This window comes from Cellvibrio zantedeschiae, assembly GCF_014652535.1.
Taxonomy (GTDB): Bacteria; Pseudomonadota; Gammaproteobacteria; order Pseudomonadales; family Cellvibrionaceae; genus Cellvibrio; species Cellvibrio zantedeschiae.
In genome coordinates this window covers 216,105-236,607 of the sequence record NZ_BMYZ01000004.1, presented here as the reverse complement: position 1 = coordinate 236,607, position 20,503 = coordinate 216,105, and the positions used below count along the sequence as shown (strand labels likewise).

Annotated in this window: 17 protein-coding genes; 5 read left to right on the top strand and 12 right to left on the bottom strand. The window is 48.2% G+C overall.

The features are described from left to right. Window positions 1-7: 7 nt before the first annotated feature. The 5 genes from IE104_RS17720 to IE104_RS17700 all read right to left on the bottom strand — a co-directional run bounded on the left by IE104_RS17720 (window position 8) and on the right by IE104_RS17700 (window position 6,341). Window positions 8-199, bottom strand: a complete 192-nt coding sequence (locus IE104_RS17720; protein WP_189421017.1) for a CPXCG motif-containing cysteine-rich protein — start codon at window positions 197-199, stop codon at window positions 8-10. A gap of 29 nt (window positions 200-228) precedes the next feature. After that, on the bottom strand, window positions 229-1,710 hold the full coding sequence (gene ubiD, locus IE104_RS17715; RefSeq protein WP_189421015.1) for a 4-hydroxy-3-polyprenylbenzoate decarboxylase: 1,482 nt from the start codon (window positions 1,708-1,710) through the stop codon (window positions 229-231). A 92-nt stretch (window positions 1,711-1,802) separates the two neighbouring features. Beyond that, window positions 1,803-3,062 (bottom strand): transcription termination factor Rho, encoded by a 1,260-nt coding sequence (gene rho / locus IE104_RS17710; protein ID WP_189421013.1) that lies wholly within the window; start codon window positions 3,060-3,062, stop codon window positions 1,803-1,805. A 428-nt stretch (window positions 3,063-3,490) separates the two neighbouring features. Next, window positions 3,491-3,820, bottom strand: a complete 330-nt coding sequence (trxA, locus tag IE104_RS17705) for a thioredoxin TrxA (protein WP_189421011.1) — start codon at window positions 3,818-3,820, stop codon at window positions 3,491-3,493. A 127-nt stretch (window positions 3,821-3,947) separates the two neighbouring features. Further along, window positions 3,948-6,341 (bottom strand): response regulator, encoded by a 2,394-nt coding sequence (locus tag IE104_RS17700; protein ID WP_189421009.1) that lies wholly within the window; start codon window positions 6,339-6,341, stop codon window positions 3,948-3,950. A gap of 409 nt (window positions 6,342-6,750) precedes the next feature. Between IE104_RS17700 and IE104_RS17695 the strand changes: the two genes are divergently transcribed. Continuing rightward, window positions 6,751-8,412 carry an OpgD/OpgG family glucan biosynthesis protein gene (locus IE104_RS17695; RefSeq protein WP_189421007.1) on the top strand — a complete coding sequence of 554 codons (1,662 nt, stop codon included), beginning with the start codon at window positions 6,751-6,753 and terminating at the stop codon, window positions 8,410-8,412. Next, on the top strand, window positions 8,384-10,396 hold the full coding sequence (gene mdoH / locus IE104_RS17690; RefSeq protein WP_189421005.1) for a glucans biosynthesis glucosyltransferase MdoH: 2,013 nt from the start codon (window positions 8,384-8,386) through the stop codon (window positions 10,394-10,396). The genes IE104_RS17695 and mdoH overlap by 29 nt, the downstream gene beginning before the upstream one ends. 255 nt (window positions 10,397-10,651) lie before the next feature. On the opposite strand, the gene IE104_RS17685 is transcribed toward mdoH, so the two are convergent. The 7 genes from IE104_RS17685 to miaA all read right to left on the bottom strand — a co-directional run bounded on the left by IE104_RS17685 (window position 10,652) and on the right by miaA (window position 18,105). Continuing rightward, on the bottom strand, window positions 10,652-11,947 hold the full coding sequence (locus IE104_RS17685) for an adenylosuccinate synthase (RefSeq protein ID WP_189421004.1): 1,296 nt from the start codon (window positions 11,945-11,947) through the stop codon (window positions 10,652-10,654). A gap of 45 nt (window positions 11,948-11,992) precedes the next feature. Continuing rightward, window positions 11,993-13,153, bottom strand: coding sequence for an ATP phosphoribosyltransferase regulatory subunit (locus IE104_RS17680; protein ID WP_189421002.1), 1,161 nt, complete (start codon window positions 13,151-13,153; stop codon window positions 11,993-11,995). 174 nt (window positions 13,154-13,327) lie between these two features. After that, window positions 13,328-14,203 carry a protease modulator HflC gene (gene hflC, locus IE104_RS17675; RefSeq protein ID WP_189421000.1) on the bottom strand — a complete coding sequence of 292 codons (876 nt, stop codon included), beginning with the start codon at window positions 14,201-14,203 and terminating at the stop codon, window positions 13,328-13,330. Next, on the bottom strand, window positions 14,203-15,315 hold the full coding sequence (gene hflK, locus IE104_RS17670; protein ID WP_189420999.1) for an FtsH protease activity modulator HflK: 1,113 nt from the start codon (window positions 15,313-15,315) through the stop codon (window positions 14,203-14,205). Before hflK ends, hflC begins: the two co-directional genes overlap by 1 nt. 102 nt (window positions 15,316-15,417) lie before the next feature. After that, a complete protein-coding gene (gene hflX / locus IE104_RS17665; protein ID WP_189420997.1) occupies window positions 15,418-16,710 on the bottom strand; it encodes a ribosome rescue GTPase HflX in 1,293 nt (430 codons plus the stop codon). A gap of 23 nt (window positions 16,711-16,733) precedes the next feature. Then, window positions 16,734-17,000: an RNA chaperone Hfq gene (gene hfq, locus IE104_RS17660; RefSeq protein WP_189420990.1), complete on the bottom strand. Its 267-nt coding sequence runs from the start codon at window positions 16,998-17,000 to the stop codon at window positions 16,734-16,736. A 109-nt stretch (window positions 17,001-17,109) separates the two neighbouring features. Then, the gene (gene miaA / locus IE104_RS17655; RefSeq protein WP_189420983.1) at window positions 17,110-18,105 is read right to left on the bottom strand and encodes a tRNA (adenosine(37)-N6)-dimethylallyltransferase MiaA; all 996 of its coding nucleotides are present in this window, start codon (window positions 18,103-18,105) and stop codon (window positions 17,110-17,112) included. Window positions 18,106-18,140: 35 nt separating this feature from the next. Between miaA and IE104_RS19115 the strand changes: the two genes are divergently transcribed. The 3 genes from IE104_RS19115 to IE104_RS17645 are packed head-to-tail and all read left to right on the top strand — an operon-like array spanning window position 18,141 to window position 20,465. After that, window positions 18,141-18,266, top strand: a complete 126-nt coding sequence (locus IE104_RS19115) for a hypothetical protein (protein WP_268247528.1) — start codon at window positions 18,141-18,143, stop codon at window positions 18,264-18,266. 9 nt (window positions 18,267-18,275) lie between these two features. Next, complete coding sequence (locus IE104_RS17650) at window positions 18,276-19,343, top strand: DUF3667 domain-containing protein (protein ID WP_189420981.1); 1,068 nt, start codon at window positions 18,276-18,278, stop codon at window positions 19,341-19,343. A gap of 18 nt (window positions 19,344-19,361) precedes the next feature. Further along, a complete protein-coding gene (locus tag IE104_RS17645) occupies window positions 19,362-20,465 on the top strand; it encodes an AraC family transcriptional regulator (RefSeq protein ID WP_189420980.1) in 1,104 nt (367 codons plus the stop codon). Window positions 20,466-20,503 lie beyond the last annotated feature (38 nt).

The window sequence follows — 20,503 nt, the reverse complement described above, 5'->3', positions numbered from 1 at the left end:
TTTTTGCTCAATCGTCCTCACGCTGCAAACTCACACTCGCACTGCCGTCTTCATCCACCCATGCATTTACAATTATGGGACGACAGCAAACCTCGCAATCTTCAGCGTAAGTTTGCTCTTCGCAGGAAGTATCAACCAACATTGAAATAGGTTCGCCGCAATAAGGGCAATAACTTGCGCACTCTTCAAGGAAACTCATAAAAGGCTACTCATAATTGCAGCTCCGCCTCAATTAGTTTTAGGCAACTCGATACCGAGCGAATCCCATAAAGCATCTACCCGAGCTTTCACAGAGCTATCCATTTCAATAGGCACGCCCCATTCGCGGGTTGTTTCTCCGGGCCATTTGTTGGTTGCATCAAAGCCAACTTTTGAGCCCAAACCAGAGACTGGCGATGCAAAATCCAAATAATCAATTGGTGTATTTTCAATCATGACCGTGTCGCGCGCAGGATCCATGCGCGTGGTCATCGCCCAAATCACATCGTTCCAATCACGCGCGTTCACATCATCGTCGGTGACTATGACAAATTTGGTGTACATGAATTGCCGCAGGAAACTCCACACTCCCATCATCACGCGCTTGGCATGACCGGGATATTGTTTTTTCATGGTGACAACTGCCATGCGGTAGGAACAACCTTCCGGTGGCAAATAAAAATCGACAATTTCCGGAAATTGTTTTTGCAAAATCGGCACAAACACTTCGTTGAGCGCAACACCAAGAATTGCAGGTTCATCGGGCGGACGACCCGTATAAGTGCTGTGATAAATAGGATCTTTGCGATGTGTAATTCGCTCAACCGTAAACACCGGGAAATTATCAACCTCGTTGTAATAGCCGGTGTGATCGCCAAAAGGACCTTCAGGTGCCAGATCATTGGGAGCAATAAAACCTTCCAGAATAAATTCTGCGGATGCAGGCACCTGCAAATCATTGCCGATACATTTAATAACTTCCGTTTTATCGCCGCGCAACAATCCCGCAAAACCATATTCAGAAAGCGTATCGGGAACTGGCGTTACTGCACCGAGAATTGTTGCGGGGTCTGCGCCCAAGGCAACTGCAACGGGAAAATTTTGCCCCGGATTTTTAATTTGAAATTCGCGAAAATCCAACGCGCCACCGCGATGCGAAAGCCAGCGCATAATCAAACGGTTTTTACCAATTTTTTGCATACGGTAAATGCCGAGATTTTGCCTCTCTTTGTGCGGCCCGCGCGTAACCACCAAGGGCCATGTTACTAGCGGACCAGCATCGCCCGGCCAGCATGTTTGAATCGGCAGCTTATCCAAATCTACAGCATCTCCTTCCAGCACAAATTCCTGACACGGCGCTTTGCTCAATACCTTGGGAGCCATATTCAATACTTGTTTAAAGACCGGGATTTTATCCCAGGCATCTTTAAAACCTTTTGGCGGTTCAGGCTCTTTCAGGAACGCAAGCAGTTGCCCCACTTCACGCAATGCAGAAACAGATTCCTGCCCCATACCCAAAGCAACGCGCTCGGGTGTACCGAATAAATTCCCCAGCACAGGAACAGAAAAACCTTTTGGGTTTTCAAACAATAAAGCAGGGCCACCTGCGCGCAAAGTGCGATCGCAGATTTCGGTCATTTCAAGATTGGGATCAATTTCTTGCGTGATGCGTTTGAGCTGACCACGCTCTTCCAGCAGCGCAATAAAATCGCGGAGATCTTTATATTTCATTTACAAAAATCCTTAAGCCATCAAAACAAAAACGCCTTCCGCCAGCGAAGTGGCGGAAGTCGTTTTTCGTGTTCCGCCTGAAAATGCGGTAATTATTTACGCTTCATCGACATGAAGAATTCATCGTTGGTTTTGAAATCTTTGAGTTTATCTAACAGGAACTCTGTTGCCGCAACGTCTTCCATATCATTCAACAAGCGACGCAAAATCCACGCGCGTTGCAACTCATCTTCTTTCATCAACAAGTCTTCACGGCGAGTACCGGAACGACGCACATTGATCGCAGGATAAATACGTTTTTCAGCAATTTTACGATCTAAATGCAATTCAAGGTTACCTGTACCTTTAAATTCTTCGTAAATAACTTCGTCCATTTTGGAGCCGGTATCTACGAGTGCAGTAGCGATAATACTCAAGCTACCACCTTCCTCGATATTACGTGCAGCACCGAAGAAACGCTTTGGACGCTCAAGTGCATGCGCATCCACACCACCGGTTAATACCTTGCCTGATGAAGGAATTACGGTGTTGTATGCACGCGCCAAACGCGTTACCGAATCGAGCAAAATGATTACGTCTTTTTTGTGCTCAACCAAACGTTTCGCGCGCTCAATTACCATATCGGCAACTTGTACGTGACGTGATGGTGGCTCGTCAAAGGTTGAAGCCACTACTTCACCGCGCACCGAGCGCTGCATTTCTGTAACTTCTTCCGGACGTTCGTCAATCAGCAATACAATCAAATGGCATTCTGGATTATTGCGCGTAATCGCCTGCGCAATATTCTGCATCATGATGGTTTTACCGGCTTTTGGCGGCGCAACAATCAAACCGCGCTGACCCTTACCGATTGGCGCAATCAAATCGATGATACGACCTGTCAAATCTTCGGTAGAACCGTTACCGGCTTCAAGCAAAAGACGCTCGTCGGGGAATAATGGCGTGAGGTTTTCAAACAGAATTTTGTTGCGGGAGTTTTCTGGTTTGTCGAAATTAATTTCATTAACTTTCAACAATGCAAAATAACGTTCGCCTTCTTTTGGCGGGCGAATTTTACCGGAAATGGTATCGCCGGTGCGCAAGTTAAAACGGCGAATTTGGCTGGGCGATACATAAATATCATCAGGACCAGCAAGGTAAGACGAATCGGCAGAACGCAAAAAGCCAAAGCCATCAACCAGGATTTCTAAAACACCATCGCCGTAAATATCTTCGCCGCCCTTGGCGTGGCGTTTGAGGATATTAAAAATAATATCTTGTTTACGCGAACGCGCCAGGCTTTCAAGCCCCATTTCACGCGCGATATCAATAAGTTCTTCGATGGGTTTAAGTTTTAAGTCGGTAAGATTCATAAGTGATGCTTTGTAGGATAGTTGTTGCAGAAAATGAGCCGGATGGCTGAATTGTTAAGGTTGAAATCTGTTGCGTAATTTTTTCTGTTATTTGTCGCTAGCAGTTTTACGGTAATGACGCTTGAAACTCTCTTTTTTGAAAACTCAGTCTTTTGAAAACTCGGTCCGTTGAAAATCCGACTGATGAAAAAACTCAACTGGATGTATTCTGTAAAAAGGGTAAGAAACAACAGCAGGGAGTTAGGTCTTATCCGATGGGAGGCGAACACGAAAGTTCGACGCAGGATAAGTAGATGGCCTGAGTATAGCGGCTAAATCAGCCAAGTGCAAAACGAAAAATTAAAAGAGCTGGAACACTAACTAAAAAAGGGGAATTAAATGCTAAAAAAACGGGCTACAGGCCTTAGTTAAACCTGTAACCCCGTTTTTTAGATTGAGCTATTTATAAACTCAACCAATTGTGCTTTAGACAATGCGCCTACTTTCGTGGCAGCTGGCTCGCCATTTTTGAACAGAATCAGGGTAGGAATACCACGGATACCGAACTTGCCTGGCACTTCTTTGTTGGCATCAACATCGACCTTGGCAATTTTAACTTTGCCCGCATATTGCTCAGCCAAATCATCAAGAATAGGGGCAATCATTTTGCACGGACCACACCAGGCCGCCCAGAAATCCACCAATACAGGAAGATCTGCACTCAATACGTCTTGTGCAAAACTGGCATCACTTACATGAACAATTGCATCGCTACTCATTTTTTTACTCCACTACTAGGCTTAATTGATGTTTTGCATCATAAGGACTGGGGTCACGTCTCGCAAGGAGAAAAAATCTATGGAACCCATAGCGGGCAACAATTGGGCGCGATTTGCGTTAACAGGCTTAGTTTTTGTTGAGAATTCGCTCAAATACACTGACGAGGTTATCAAGCGTAACGGGCTTGGAAAGATAATGATTCATACCGCTGGCAAAAACTGCGTCGCGATGCTCTTGCAGGGCGTGCGCCGTTAGCGCGACTACAGGCGTGGAGGGCAAATTGCGCTCTTGTTCGAATACACGAATACTGCGGGTAGATTCAAATCCATCCATTTCGGGCATTTCACAATCCATTAAAATAACGTCGTAAGGTTGCGCCGCTTTACGCACCATATCAAACGCCATCAAACCATTTTCAACTAATTCTGGCGTAATTTTAAGCTTGCCTAACAAACCTTTGATGACCATGCGGTTAACCACATTATCTTCCGCCACCAGAACGCGTAAATGTGCAAACTTGTCCGGCTGTGACTCAACAGCAGGCTGCTCTTCCACGGGTTTTGCTGCGCGCCCGAGCAGCGCAGCCAATTCATATTTAAGCGCTTTGCCCGAAAGTGGTTTGCGTAAAATCGCGTGCACAGCATAGGCGCGCAAGGCTTGTTGATCTTCAAAAATATCGCTCGCAGAAAACATAAATGCGGGTACATTTTGAGTTTCATTGTGGCTGCGCAACTGGCGAATAAATTCTATTCCGCTCATATCCGGTAACGCAGAATCTACGCCGATAAAATCAAAAGCTTCACCGCTATGCGCTGCGCGCATGATGGTAGTTTGTGCAAGTTTTGCCGAGACAGCGGATTGAACTTCCATTCCCCAAGCTGCGCCATGCTCCGCCAAAAAATCAACCATTTTAGGATTGGCGCCAACCAACAATAATTTTTTATGCCTGAGCAATTCAGTCAGCTCAAGCTCTTGCGTAGTTTCGTTAACAATTACATCGGCAGCAGAAAACTCTGCGGTGAACCAGAAGGTTGAGCCCTGGCCTTTAGCGCTTTCAACACCAATTTCACCCCCCATCAATTCAACCAAACTTTTGCAGATTGCCAGCCCTAAACCTGTGCCACCATATTTACGCGTGGTGGACGCATCAGCCTGATTAAATGAATCAAATAAATCGACACCCGAACTTAAATCTATTCCTATACCGCTATCTTCTATCGTGAATTTCAAGCGCGGTTTTTCGTCGGTAGAACCTTCTGCAACGCCTACTTGCAGCACGATAAATCCTTCAGACGTAAATTTAAAAGCGTTACCCAATAAATTAATAATCACCTGACGCAAGCGTGTAGGATCACCTTTTAGCAACACGGGCGCTTTAGGTTTAACCCCGCCAACTAATTCAATATGACGCTTATTTGCAGTGGCGCCGAAGAGCTGTAAACAATCTTCAATTAAATCATCGAGCGTAAACACAGCCTCTTCCAACTGCATTTTTCCCGCTTCAATTTTCGAATAATCGAGAATGTCATTGATGATTTCGAGCAGAGTTTCGCCGGAGCGATGAATTACATCAATATAATGCTTTTGGTTTTCATTAAGTGGTGTATCGCGCAACATTTCCAGCATGCCGATTACGCCGTTCATAGGTGTACGAATCTCGTGGCTCATAGTCGCAAGGAATTGGCTTTTCGCGCGGCTTGCATCTTCTGCTGCATTTTTTTGGCGGCGGGTTTCAATTTTTTCTTCCTGCTCGGCAAGCAGTGCAAGCTCCATAGTGCGACGTTGATCCAAATCTTCTAACAGCGTTTCGCGCATGTGATTAATCGCATCGACAACGTTATCCAATTCATCGCGACGCGGATCTGATTTGACACGCTTTAAACGTAAAGGCTTATTCAAACTTTCCAAATTTAAATGGCGGGCGTAATTGGCAATAGCTTCCATGTGACGCGTTAAAAGCGCGTGAACCAACCATAAAATAAATAACGAAATCAATAAGGTTTTTGCGGATTGCACAATCGCAATAAAGAGCGCGCGCTCCCACAATTTATCGTAAATACTTGAAAGCGACGCAGTGACCTGCAAAGTGCCCAAGCGTTGCTCCGGAGTGCTGGCATCCTCATAAGTCAGCGGATACTCCTTCACCAAAAATTGGCTTTTTTTAGCCTCGATTTCAGATTGGGTTTGCTTGTTATTACTCACCACCATGGATTGCTCAGTGTTGTTCCAGTCGCGCCAAACCACCTGCACCTGCACTACATCCTGCACATCCAACACACTGTGAATCTGAATACTGAGCTGTTCCTGATCGAACCCCCAAAGGCTTTTGGTAATACTCGCCAAGGTGCTGATGCGTACCTGATCCAAACGTTTTTCAAGGGAGGATACGTCGTCGTGAAAATTGCCGTAGAGCTGCAGCAAAATAGCGAAAAGCGTGATCAGCGAACTACTGACCACAATCAAACCTAGCAATCGGAATGCGATGGGATTATCGCGCGAGTATCGCCGTATATTTAGCATGGATTATTCAAGCTCGTCCCGGTTGGCCTAAAGAGCGCCCGTGTTTCGTTTTTGTCCAGACGCTTAAAAAGTGTAGCAGCTCATTAGGTTGCTGCGCTTGAATTCGTTTATTCGCCGGAGGCGAGTTCGGATGAACTGCATTAACATCATGATTTTTGAAAAAATATTCGTTTAGCATGGGTTTTTGCACCTATATTTGTCAGCGGATGTATTACAATGCGCCGGCTTTGAAACGCACCTGTAACATGCTTTTTTCAAAGCGATGGTAACCGCTCAAAAATGCAGGTGAGACAGCCAATTTTTAAGCCGTTCCCAAGAACAAACCCCGCGCTTTGGCCATTTTTACCAGGGCGTCTCGTTTTGAACGACATGCCTGCAATGCAGACTAATCCTGTACGGAGAAAAACGGATGAGTAAACTACTCACAAATGTTGTGCGCACACTATCGATTAACAGCAAGTCGATTAACAACAGGCCGCTGCACAAGCCTCTTACTTTCGCCGCCTCTTGCCTGCTGGCATTGTGCGTCGCCAGCGAATCTTTCGCTGCACAACCTTCCATCACACCAACCTCCGCCAGTGAAACATCGCAACCCGGTCTTTATGACGCTATAAGTTCACGCGCCAAATTACTCGCCAAAGGTAACTTCAAACCTTTCTCTGGCAAGATGCCAGAAGCCTTGGCGAAAATGGATTACGACCAATACCGCTCTGTGCGTTTCCGCCCTGATTCCTCGCTGTGGCGTAATGAAGCCCAGTTTGAAGTGCAACTCTTTCACGCAGGTTACATTTTCAAAGAGCCTGTTGTGCTGCACATGGCAACTAATGGCAACGACACCACAGTTCCTTTCAAACAAGAATATTTTAACTACGAAGGCACCGCCGCCAAGCTGGCAGGCATTGCTGGCAAAGATTTGGGATATGCGGGCTTCCGTGTTCACTACCCGATCAATAACGGCCAATACAAAGATGAGTTCATGGTGTTCCAGGGCGCCGCTTCATCTTACTTCCGTATTATCGGCCCCGGCCACGCCTGGGGTCTTTCTGCGCGCGGCTTGGCAATTGATACAGCTGAACCTAAGGGCGAAGAATTCCCAATCTTCCGCGAATACTGGATGCTCAAACCAACCCCGACTGAAAAACACTTGGTCATTTATGCCTTGATGGATAGCCCCTCAGTAACTGGTGCATTCCGTTTCGATGCTTATCCTGGCACTAACACCGAAGTAAAAGTGACTGCTCGCCTCTATGCCCGTAAGGACATTCAAAAATTAGGCGTAGCGCCGCTGACCTCTATGTTCATGTTTGGCGAGAACAGCGTGAATGTATCGCGCTTTGATGATTTCCGCCCTGAAGTGCACGACTCTGATGGTGTGTTGATGCAAACATCGGCTGGCGAGTGGGTATGGCGCGCGCTTTCTAACCACCGTGGATTGCACATCTCTTCGCTCGGCGATACCAACCCGCAAGGTTTTGGTTTGATGCAGCGTGACCGCGACTTTAACAACTATCTCGATAGCGAAGCTCATTACGAGCGCCGTCCTAGCTTGTGGGTAAAACCTGAAAATGCATGGGGCAAAGGTCGTGTGGAACTGGTTGAAATTCCTTCTGACAGCGAAGCGAACGACAACATTGTTGCCTACTGGGTGCCAGAACAACCAATGAAAGCGGGTGATAGCCGCGAATTCAAATACAGCCTGCAACCGCTAGATGCTAATGCGCCCGGCCAAACCATTGCCAAAGTATTACGTACTCGTACCGGTTGGGGCGCAGTTGCTGCACAAGGTAATCCACCACCCAAGAGCAAGCGTCAGTTCGCCATTGATTTCCAGGGCGGCGAGTTGGACAAACTGCCAACGGGTACAGTTGTTGAAGCTGATCTTGGTAAAAACTCGGGCAACTTTACTGACCTGCACGTGAGCAAATTGCCTGACGGCAAAACCTACCGCGCTTCGTTCAAGCTGGAACCGGATGGCAACAACGCAGTCGATATGCGTGTATTTATTAAAGCGGGCAACAAGCGCTTAAGTGAGGTTTGGAGTTATGTCTGGTACCCAGATGACATCCAATAATTCAACTATCAGCGAGCCTATCGCCCAAAACGAGTTTACTGTGAGCAAACCTATTAATCGCGACCTCATGCCGGAAAACGAAATCCGGCTGCCGGGCGAATCTTTGCGCCGCCTTGTATACGCCCTGCTGACGGTGATTACCGCCATCAGCGGTGTGTACATGATGTACGACATCCTCAGCGCCAACAGCATTACTATGCTGGAGGCGGTGATCCTGATCCTGTTTGCGATTTCTTTTTGCTGGATTTCCACAGCATTCTGGAGCGCAGTGTTCGGTTTCGTATTACTCATGATGCGCCGTGATCCGCTGACCCTGCGGTCTATGGATAGCATCTACAACGATGCGCTGCCCATCACTACCCGCACCGCCGTGGTGATGCCAATCTACAACGAAGATACCCATCGCGTAATCGCCGGCTTTGAAGCAACTCTGAATTCGTTGGTAGCAACCGGTGAAATCGAGCATTTCGATTTCTTTATGCTGAGCGATACCACCAAGTTGGATATAGCCCAGCGCGAGCGCGATCAGTGGCAGCAATTTACTGATCGTATCGGCGACCTGAGCAAGCAGACGTTTTATCGCCGTCGTGAAAAGAATTTGCACAGGAAAGTAGGCAACATCGCTGAGTTCTTACAACGCTGGGGCAAAAACTACGAGCACATGATTGTGCTGGATGCGGACAGCGTTATGAGCGGTAAATGCTTGTTGCGCATGGTGCGCACCATGCAAGCCAATCCGCGCTCGGGTCTGATCCAAACCGTACCTATTCCTGTGCGCCAAACGACTTTCTTTGGTCGCTTCGTACAGTTCGCCGCTGTGCTTTATAGCCCAATGCTGGCTACTGGCATCGCCTTCTGGCAAACCGGTGCGGCCAACTATTGGGGCCACAATGCCATTATTCGCGTGAAGGCATTTATCGACCACTGCGGCCTGCCAACCCTGCCGGGTAAAGCACCTTTTGGCGGCGATATTCTCAGCCACGACTTCGTGGAAGCCGCCATGCTGCGTCGCGCCGGCTGGGATGTATTCCTGCTTGCCGACCTTGAAGGCAGTTACGAAGAAGTTCCCTGTAACATCATCGACTACGCGACCCGCGACCGCCGCTGGGTGCAGGGCAACATCCAACATTTGGGCATGCTCGGCGCCGCCGGTTTGCATCCCATTAGCCGATTGCACTTCCTGCTGGGGGCAACCGCTTATATTTCCTCGCTGATCTGGTTGTTGATGTTGGTATTGAGCACCGCAGACGCCGTAGTGCGCGCCTTGCACAGCAATGAATACTTCACCAACTCCACCCCCACCATGGAGCACTTTATCAATTTGCCGGAATGGCCAATTGCTAAAACCGGATTGATCATTGCACTCATTGTGATGACGACAATTTTGTTGTTGTTCCCCAAAGTGATGGGAATTATCAGCACCATGGCGCACCGTCGTGAGCAATTTGGCGGCACCAAAGCGATTATCCGCGGCACCATCGTTGAAACAGCATTCGCAGTATTGATCGCCCCCATCATGATGGCTTTCCACGCTTACTTCGTAATCTCGGTATTTTTGGGCTTCAAAGTGAACTGGGATGCGCAAGATCGCGAAGGTCGCCTACTGACCTGGGGTGAAAGTTTTGCGCGTACACTCAGAACAACCATAGTGGCACTGGCTTGGGGTTACATGACCTTCACCTACGCCCCGATCTTCTTCTGGTGGTTGATGCCAATCCTCACTGGCCTGGTTCTCGCGGCTCCTATAGTGCGTTATTCCAGCAGCCTGGAGCTGGGCGAGAAATGCCTGAAGCATCAAATTTTCGTCAGCCCGGATGAAACCAACGAAGACCCGGTATTAACCGATCTTAAGCGCTTGCTTGCCGTTGAACATCCACCCTTGCCCGCACCTGCTGGCATCCCGGCGCTACCGCCCGATAACTGGAGCGAAATGCCCGAGCAAGACATGGAAGAGTATCCACCAAAGGATTACACCTGGCAGTAATTGAAAATTAGCTACAAAAAAACGGCGCTCGCAGGAAACTGGAGCGTCGTTTTTTATTGGCCGTATTTCCTTATCCACAGCCAAATCCTGCCGAAGGTTTTGAGATGAAAATCAATCGCGCTGAGGATGAGCAGATAAATATTTAGCAGGGAATGGTCATCCTCTTAGTGAGAGCACTCAAATCCTGCCCATAAAAAAACGGCGCTCCAGATAATCTCTGAGCGCCGTTTTTTATTACGCGAAACGCGCTAATAATTAAGCATCAAACGGATGACGCAACACCACTGTTTGAATACGATCTGGACCAGTAGAAATAATGTCGATTGGAGTCGCCATCAATTCTTCCAAGCGCTTGATGTAAGCACGAGCATTCGCAGGCAACTCTTCAATACTTTTCGCACCCACGGTAGACTCGCTCCAACCTGGCATTTCTTCATAAACAGGCTTCACTTCTTCCCAACCTTCTACATCGAAAGGCACACCAACAGAGTTGCCTTCAGAATCAAGATAGCCGATGCAGATTTTCACGGTTTTAAGGCCGTCCAATACGTCCAACTTGGTTAAGCACACACCGGTTACGGAGTTAATTCGGTTTGCGTGGCGTACGGCAACAATATCAAACCAGCCACAACGGCGCTTACGGCCGGTGGTAGCGCCGAACTCATGGCCTTTCTCGCCAAGGTATGCGCCAACTTCACAATCCAACTCAGTCGGAAATGGGCCTGAACCTACACGAGTGGTGTAAGCCTTGGTGATGCCCAATACGTAATCCAAATACAACGGGCCGAAACCTGTGCCGGTAGCAGTTCCGCCTGCAGTGGTGTTAGACGAGGTTACAAACGGGTAAGTACCGTGGTCGATATCCAACAGCGAACCCTGTGCACCTTCAAACAAGATGTTTTCGCCGTTTTCACGCGCGCTGTGCAATATGCCGGTTACGTCATCCATCATCGGCAACATTTGAGTTGCCCAGAGAGTGCAGTCAGCAAGGGTCTTATCGAAATCAACAGGCTCTACTTTGTAGTAGTTGGTCAATACAAAATTATGGTATTCCAAAATCTCTTTCAGCTTTTTAGCAAAGCCCTGCATATCCACCATATCACCAACACGCAAGCCACGGCGCGCAACTTTATCTTCATAAGCTGGGCCAATGCCGCGACCGGTAGTGCCAATTTTGGCATCGCCACGCGCTAACTCACGCGCTTGGTCGAGCGCCACATGGTAAGAAAGGATTAACGGGCACGCTGGTGACAGGCGCAAACGCTCACGCACGGGCACGCCAGTGGCTTCCAGTGCATTAATTTCTTTAAACAAGGCCTCTGGCGATACCACTACACCATTGCCAATTAAACACTTAACGCCTTCGCGCAAAATGCCAGAAGGAATCAAGTGTAGGACGGTTTTTTTGCCGTCGATTACGAGCGTGTGACCAGCGTTGTGGCCGCCCTGAAAGCGGGTAACCAAGGAAACCTGATCGGTCAGCAAATCTACGATCTTGCCTTTACCTTCATCACCCCATTGGGTGCCCAAAATGACGACGTTTTTGCCCATGACTGGAAAACTCTCTGTTAAACAATATTGAAAAATAAAATCGTATTAGCGGTTAACAACCTGATAAGCATCGCCTACCAAACGTAACTCGCGCACAGCCTTAATCTCTTCTGCCGGGGCGTAAACTACACGCTCACCTTGCGCGCGCAGGGCTTGAACTGCCTGCCATTGGCGCGCATCGCCATTCTCAACTACTGCAATCGCATAGCCAGATTTCGCTTGCAGCAAACCTAATTTGCTAATGGCGCAGATGTCGAGCGCAAAGCCAGTCGCTGGGCGCGCACGACCAAAAACTTCGCCGATATGATCATAACGGCCACCGCTAGCGATAGGGTTGCCAAAGCCGGGCGCATAGGCAGCGAACACCAGACCTGTCAGGTAGTGGTAACCGCGCAACTCGCCTAAATCATAGTAGAACTCGGCTTCGGGGTAGCGCTCCGCCATAATGCCGGCTACGTGCAACAGCTGGTCTACTGCCGCTACTGCATTGGGAATCTCTGCAAACAGGCCACGCGCCTTGGTGAGCACATCCACGCCGCCCGCCAGGGTTGGCAAAGCGAGCAACAAGCTAGCGCATTTAGGGTCGGTGACTTTCGCCGCAACCCATTCGCGGATTTCAGTTACGGCTTTGCGTTGCAGCAAATCAAAAAATTCATCTTCCTGTGCTGGATTTAGCTTGGCACAAGCTGCCAGAGCGCGGTAAATACCTACATGACCAAGATCGACGTGCAACTTGGGCAAGCCAGATACGCGCAAGGATTCCAACAAGAGGGAAATAACTTCTACATCAGCCGCCAAGCCAGCCTCACCGTAAAACTCCAAACCTACCTGCATGGGCGTGCGTGTCGCCAGGGGATTTTTAGGTTTGGTATGCACAACATTACCGGCATAACACAGGCGGTTGGCACCTTTGGCGGCCATGCTGTGGGCATCAATACGGGCGGTTTGTGGGGTGATGTCGGCGCGGATACCGAGGGTGCGACCGGTAAGCTGGTCAGTCACTTTAAAGGTGAGTAGGTCTACATCTCGGCCGAGGCCGATAAGCAATGAATCGGTGTATTCCAGCAGTGGTGGAATCACCAGGTCGTAGCCCCAGGTAGCATAAAGATCCAGCAACTGGCGGCGCAATAATTCGATAGGTTTAGCTTCGGCAGGCAGAATTTCTTCCACCCCATCGGGCAATAACCAGCGATCGGCGTAAGTCATAAGGAGACTCTAAACTTCCAGAATTCGGGAGGCGTTCAGCTGTAGGCGCAACCAGAACATAAGAATAAGGCGCACCCTGAACATAAAAAAACCGAGCTTTCGGCTCGGTTGCGGCATTTTAACACTGATTGAGGGGGGATTTGTAGGTAAGAATACAAATTCCCCCTGAAATCATTATTTCTTGCCTTGCGGATCGTTCAGGTAACGAAAGAAATCGCTTTTGGGATCAACCACTATCAAGTCTTCCTTACCTTTAAAGCTCTTGGTATAAGCATTAAGGCTGCGCAAAAAGGCGTAAAACTCAGGATCCTTGCTGTAAGCCGCTGCATAAATTGCTGCTGCTTTGGCATCACCTTCACCGCGCAAACGCTCTGCATCACGGTAAGCATTAGCTTCCAACACGACTTTTTTACGATCTGCATCAGCGCGGATCACTTCAGATTGTTCTTTACCTTGCGCACGATATTCACGGGCCTCTTTCTCACGATCTGCCGCCATACGCGCAAATACGGATTGGCTTACCTCAGGCGGGAAATCAATACGCTTAACGCGGATATCAATGACTTCAATACCCAGCAAACTGTTTGCTGTTTCATTGATAGTCGCTTTTAGCTCCGCCATCAATTCATCGCGCTGACCAGACACTACATCGTGCAAGGTGCGGCGACCAAATTGGTTACGCAAACCATCAGCAACACGTTGACCCAAGCGATCCTCAGCCAAACGGCTGTCGCCACCGGTGGTACGGTAGTAGGTGCTCACGTCTTTAATGCGCCATTTGATGTATGAATCCACCACCAAACGTTTATTTTCGATGGTGTAAAAACTTGCAGGAATCATATCGGCAGTTTGCAAACGGCCATCAAATTTACGCACGCGATCAGTGAACGGAATTTTAAAATGCAAACCGGGCGTTACGTCAGATTTAATCAAAGCACCGAATTGCAAAACAACAGCGCGCTCATATTGGTTGACCACGTAGGCACTGCTGGAAATTAACGCCAGCAGAATCAACGAGCTCATTACGGCAATTAGACTTTTAGTCGACATTAGCGAGACTCCCTACGAACGACAGGCTTGGCTTCTATTTCACGCGCAGGACGTGCATCGGCAGCCTCCTCGAGCACTGTTGCCGGAACTGACCTGGTCATTTTATCCAGCGGTAAATAGAGCATACTGTTGTTGCTTACATCGACCATCACTTTCGATGATTTGGTCATCACAGATTCAACGGCATCTATATACAAACGTTTGCGAGTGACTTCAGGCGCGCGCTTATATTCAGCCAATAAATTTTCGAAACGCGCTGATTCACCTTCTGCGCGGGAAACCACTTCAGATTTATAAGCTTCAGCTTCTTCCAGTAAACGTTGCGCTCTACCACGAGCTTCTGGAATTACACCATTGGAATAAGATTCCGCTTCGTTTTTCAAACGGGTTTCATCTTCTTTCGCTTTGATTACATCGTCAAAGTTAGCGCGAACTTCTTCTGGCGGTTGTGCCTGCTGGATGTTCACGTTAATAATTTGAATACCGGCTTGATAATTATCGAGATAAGTTTGCAGACGCAATTTAACTTCTGCAGCCATTTTTGCGCGACCTTCTGACAGCACTTGCTCTAACTCAGTTGAACCCACTACGTGACGCAGGGCACTGTCAGTTGCGTGTTTCAAACTGGTTTCTGGATCAGCAACGTTCAACACATAAGATTTTACGTCGGCAACGTTCCATTGCACGGTGAGCGGCAACTCAACAATGCTTTCATCTTGCGTCAGCATCAAACCTTTAGAAGGATATTGGCGCTCGCCCGTCACATTCACTTTAAATACCTGGGTCAACAGCGGAGCGGACCAATGCAGACCTTCCGTCATAGTCTCCTGGAAAACGCCCAACCTAAGCACCACAGCGCGCTCTTTGGCGTCCACAGTGTAGATACCGAAAAAGCCGTAAAGAACCACAGCCACTAATGCGATCACTGCGAAGATTGCGCCGAATGAACCATTGTTGGACGCGTTGCTACCGCCGCCTGAACCACCACCAAACATGCCGTTGAGCTTGTCCTGCAGCTTTTTAAAAGCCTCGTCCAAATCCGGCGGGCCGTCATTACCACCACCGCGCCCACCCCATGGGTCTTTGTCTTTTCCCGGTTCATTCCAGGCCATACCACATCTCCGACATGTTTAAGAAATTTTACGTAATGTGAGGGCAACCTCTGGTCTTTTCAACCAAAGTGCGAAATTAACATTTTATTGCTGTTGAAACGACTACTCAGCCCAAACCAAATCGTCGAACTGAATGCGCAAGGCGCTCAATATACGCAATAAATCGCTTTTAGGGACACGCAAATTTACCAGCCCTACACCATCGTCGCGAAAGGACTCTTCTGCAATGGCTTGCTGCTCGTACAGCGCTGCGCGCAAACGACCATCTTGTGGACGCAGCAGAAGTTGCGCAACGATCATCTCAGTGCCAAGCAACTCAGCGACCGCCTGATCCAGTAGCTCAGCGCCCACACCCGTTTGCGCCGACAGCCAAACCGCAATCGGTTTACCCGCGTCATCGCGATCAATACGCGGCTCGGCGGCATCCAGTAAATCAATTTTATTGTAGATTTTAAGCTGCGGCAGTTTAGCCGCGCCTATTTCTTCCAACACTAACTCAACTTGTTCAATGTTACGAATACGTTCATCGGCGGCCGCATCAATCACATGCAAAAGCAACGTTGAGTTTGCAGCTTCTTCCAAAGTCGCGCGAAAAGCCTCAACCAATTTATGCGGAAGGTGGCTAATAAAACCTACGGTATCTGCCATGATCACCGCACCTACATCCGCAAGATCTATGCGACGCATAGTGGGGTCGAGCGTGGCGAAAAGCTGGTTCTCGGCATAAACATCCGAGCCGGTAATGCGATTAAACAGCGTGGATTTACCGGCGTTGGTGTAGCCGACTAAAGACACCGTAGGAATTGCGGAGCGCTGACGTGAGCGCCTGCCCTGCTCGCGCTGGGAGCGCACTTTTTCCAGGCGTTGTTCAATCATGGTAATGCGATTACGCAATAAACGACGGTCGGTTTCCAACTGGGTTTCACCGGGACCGCGCAAACCGATACCACCTTTTTGGCGCTCAAGGTGAGTCCATCCACGCACCAAGCGTGTGGACATGTGGCGCAACTGCGCCAACTCAACTTGTAATTTACCTTCAAAGGTTCGCGCGCGCTGGGCGAAAATATCCAGAATCAAACCCGTGCGGTCGAGCACACGGCATTGCAATTCTTTTTCGAGGTTACGTTCCTGGCTGGGCGAAAGCGTGTGATTAAAAATCACTACTTCAGCTTTATTGTCGGCAACAACGGCTTGCAGCTCTTGCAACTTGCCAGTGCCAATAAAAAATTTAGCGTTGGGGGAAATACTTTTTCCTGTAATAAAAGCTACAGGGTCACCACCAGCAGAAAGTACCAGCTCTTCAAATTCGCGGGGGTCTTCCGGCTCTTGGCCATGGGATAGGTTCAGGTGAACTAGCACCGCTAGCTCACCTGATTCGGGGCGATCAAAAAACAATTAGCAACCTCGTAGAGGGTTGATTACTCGGCTTGCTCGTCTTCTTCGCCATCAACACCATCTGCTTCGTTCAGCAGCGGTACGCGCACAGCGCGTGATGGAACAACGGTGGAGATTGCGTGCTTGTAAACCATTTGGCTTACAGTGTTTTTCAACAACACAACAAACTGATCAAATGATTCAACCTGACCTTGTAACTTAATACCATTTACCAAATAAATGGATACAGGTACACGTTCCTTTCTCAGAACGTTCAGGTAAGGGTCTTGTAAACTATGCCCTTTTGACATGTTTATTCTCCTAGGGAAGATAAAATTTAACCCACCTTGTTTCCGTCTTTTTTAATAATTGGGAAGGGTGGAGGAATTATAGAAAACAGAAACCTGTTCTCAGCTCGTATTATATGGCTGCGATCCCTATAAAATTCAAGGCGCAACGCACAATTTCTTCTTTAGACAGCAAATTTCCAGCCTCGTCATCAGTATAAAGCCAATTCAACTGAGTATTGGGATAGTTTTGCCAACCCCGCAACCAGGTGAACTGCCGTTTCGCCAACTGACGAGTAGCGATAATACCGCGCTCCAACATTTCATCATGCGAAAGTCGACCCTCAATAAAATCCCACACTTGACGGTAACCCACTGCACGAATTGCCGGCAAATCTGCGTGCAAATCGCCTCTATCGTACAGAGCTTGTACTTCCTTAACCAAGCCCGCATCGGCCATCTTACTAAAGCGCAAAGCAATTCGTTCGTGCAGTAGCGCACGTTCGCGCGGTGCAATTGCAATCTGGATTAGATTGAACCGCTCGCTAAACAGCTCAGTTGAATTTCGCACTTGCTCACGGCGCAGCTCACTCATGGTTTTACCGCTTAGGCGATAGACTTCCAACGCACGACTTACACGTTGCGAGTGATTAGGATGAATCTCTGCTGCGATTTCCGGATCAACTTGTGCTAATTGTTGGTGCACAAAAGGCCAACCGAATTCTTCTGCATCACGCTCAATTTGCGCGCGTACTTCAGGGTCGGCTTCTGGCATATCGGCCAAGCCATCTAACAGAGCTTTGAAATAGAGCATAGTTCCGCCCACCAGCAACGGAATCTTGCCTTGTGCATGAATATCCGCAATTTCGCGCTCCGCATCAGCCACAAAATCAGCGGCGGAATAGGGTTCAGAAGGATCGCGTATATCCAGCAAGCGATGGGGCGCCGCAGCCTGCTCTTCCGCCGTTGGCTTGGCACTGCCAATATCCATACCGCGATACACCAGCGCCGAATCCACACTGATTAATTCCACGGGCAAATGCTGGCGCAATGAAATGGCTAAATCCGTTTTACCGGACGCCGTTGGGCCCATAAGAAAAATAACCGTGGGACGTGAAGGGGACGACATGCTTGCTCGACTCTGCTTATCAATCTAAAGCGGCAATGATACCATCTAGCGCAAATTCACCGCTGGAATTCACACCGGGCGGATATGACAATAAAAAATACGTATTTCGTGCAGATAAAACCAAAAGCCATTCATCATTCTGCAATATTCAAGGCATGTAAGGATTAGCTATGAGCGACTCATTGGAGTTATCGGAAATATCAAAAGCGACAGACGCATCAAAAATAGCGGAAGCATCAGAAGCTGCCCATGCAATAGCACCCGCACAATGCGCCAACTGCAATACCCTGCTCGCGGGCAACTATTGCCATGAATGCGGCCAGACCGCACATGTCCATCGCTCTATTAGCCACATGATTGAAGAATTGCTGCACGGAGTTTTACATTTTGATAGCAAAGCCTGGCGCACACTGCCCGCACTGATTATTCACCCCGGCAAGCTTACGCGCGATTATATTGATGGCAAACGCACGCGTTATGTTTCACCACTGTTTCTGTTTTTGTTTCTCAACCTGGTGATGTTTGTAAGCTTGTCTTATTTAGGCAGCAGTCTTACACACGACAAATCCTACAAGTCTTACATCACAGGCGGCATGATTAACGAGATCAGCAATACCAAAACAAGACTTGAAGAGCTCAATGTAAAACGACAATCGCTTCCCGCTAATGACCCGCAGCTTGTTGCCATCAACAGTGAAACGGAACAATTAAAACTCAAACTGGCGGGCACAGAAAAAGCGTTAGCTGCAAGCCGAGCGGCAGATGATTTTGAAGCCGCCGCCGATAATGCAAAAGATTCCACACAACAAAACCAACTGACATGGTTGGAACGCAACATTAATCATGCATTACAAAATCCCGATTTAGTGCTCTATAAAATGAAGGGCACCGCATCTAAATTTGCGTTTATTTTAATTCCAATTTCATTGCCGTTTATGTGGCTGTTATTTATTCGACGCAAAGACATAGTATTGTTTGACCACTGTATTTTTTCGCTTTACTCACTGTCGTTTATTTGCCTGCTCATTATGTTGGTAGCGACATTGGCAAGAGTGGGTTGGGCCGGCTGGTCGTGGGTGCTAATCCTGATAGTTCCGCCTATACATATGTTTATGCAATTGCGTGGCACCTATCAATTAACTATTGGCTCAGCCCTGTGGCGAACCCTCGCATTATTAATTGTTGCCGGTTTTGCACTTTGCGTTTATTTCGTTGCGATTACCTGGTTTAGTTTATAAATTTCTGCGGATAGTGTTGTGTTCGAACATATTCTTTCACTGTTATTTTTTGCCGCCGCTACCCAAGGTTTTTTATTAGCGGGTGTGCTCGCTATTCATAAGCGCAATATTCAGGCGAACCATATTCTGGCGCTTTGGGTTGCGCTTTTGTCGCTGGATTTATTAGGACAAATTTTTTACGCAGAAGATATTTACAAACAACTTCCACAATTGATTGGCCTCACTAATTGCCTGCCGCTGAGTTACGCCGGATTTTTCTTTTTATATGTTCGCAGTTTTACCACCGGCCAACCGATTCGCTGGCAAGATATTTTCCACTTCGTCGGATATTTTGCAGGGATACTCTTGATATCGCCTGATCTTTTATCGTCCCCGGAATCCAAACTGGAACTCGTCGCTCGAATCACCGCTGATCAAGAACCTTGGCAATACAGATTGATTGACTGGTTTATGCCGACCTACGCAACCATCTACGCCATCGCCTGCATAGTGCTGCTGAAACGCAACCAATCAGCCGTAAACAAAGCGCGCTTTAAATGGCTGCATGGATTGCTGCTCATCAATATCACCATCTGGCTGGTGGTGTGGCTGTGCACCTTAGTCCCCTATTTCCATATCCCGAGCAACAATCAACTGGTCTATTTCCTGGTGAGTTTGTTTATCTATTTACTGGGCTATGCCAGCCTGCGCCAACCCGATTTATTTAGTGCGCCGACCAATGATCTTGTCAGCGAAACCAAAGACAGCGTGCCCAAATATGGCGATAACCGCCTACCCGATGACCTGCGCGAACAAATCCTTGCAGCACTTGAGCAGCATATGCGCGAACAAACGCCCTGGCGCTCCAGTAACCTGACTCTTTCCCAATTAGCGGAAAGTACGGGTTTAGCGAGCCACCATATTTCGCAGGTATTGAACGACCACCACGGACAATCCTTTAACGACTACCTCAACCAATATCGTGTCAACGCGCTTTGCCATATGCTGAGCGAGCCTCACAGCCAAAACTTGCTCGACCTTGCACTGAGCTGCGGTTTTTCATCCAAATCCAGTTTCAACGCCATTTTTAAAAAACAAACCGGTAAAACCCCTTCGGAATACCGCAAATCCGTCCAAGCCTAAGAGTTTGCACGTCCAATCTTAGAAAAGCCGACGTTTTT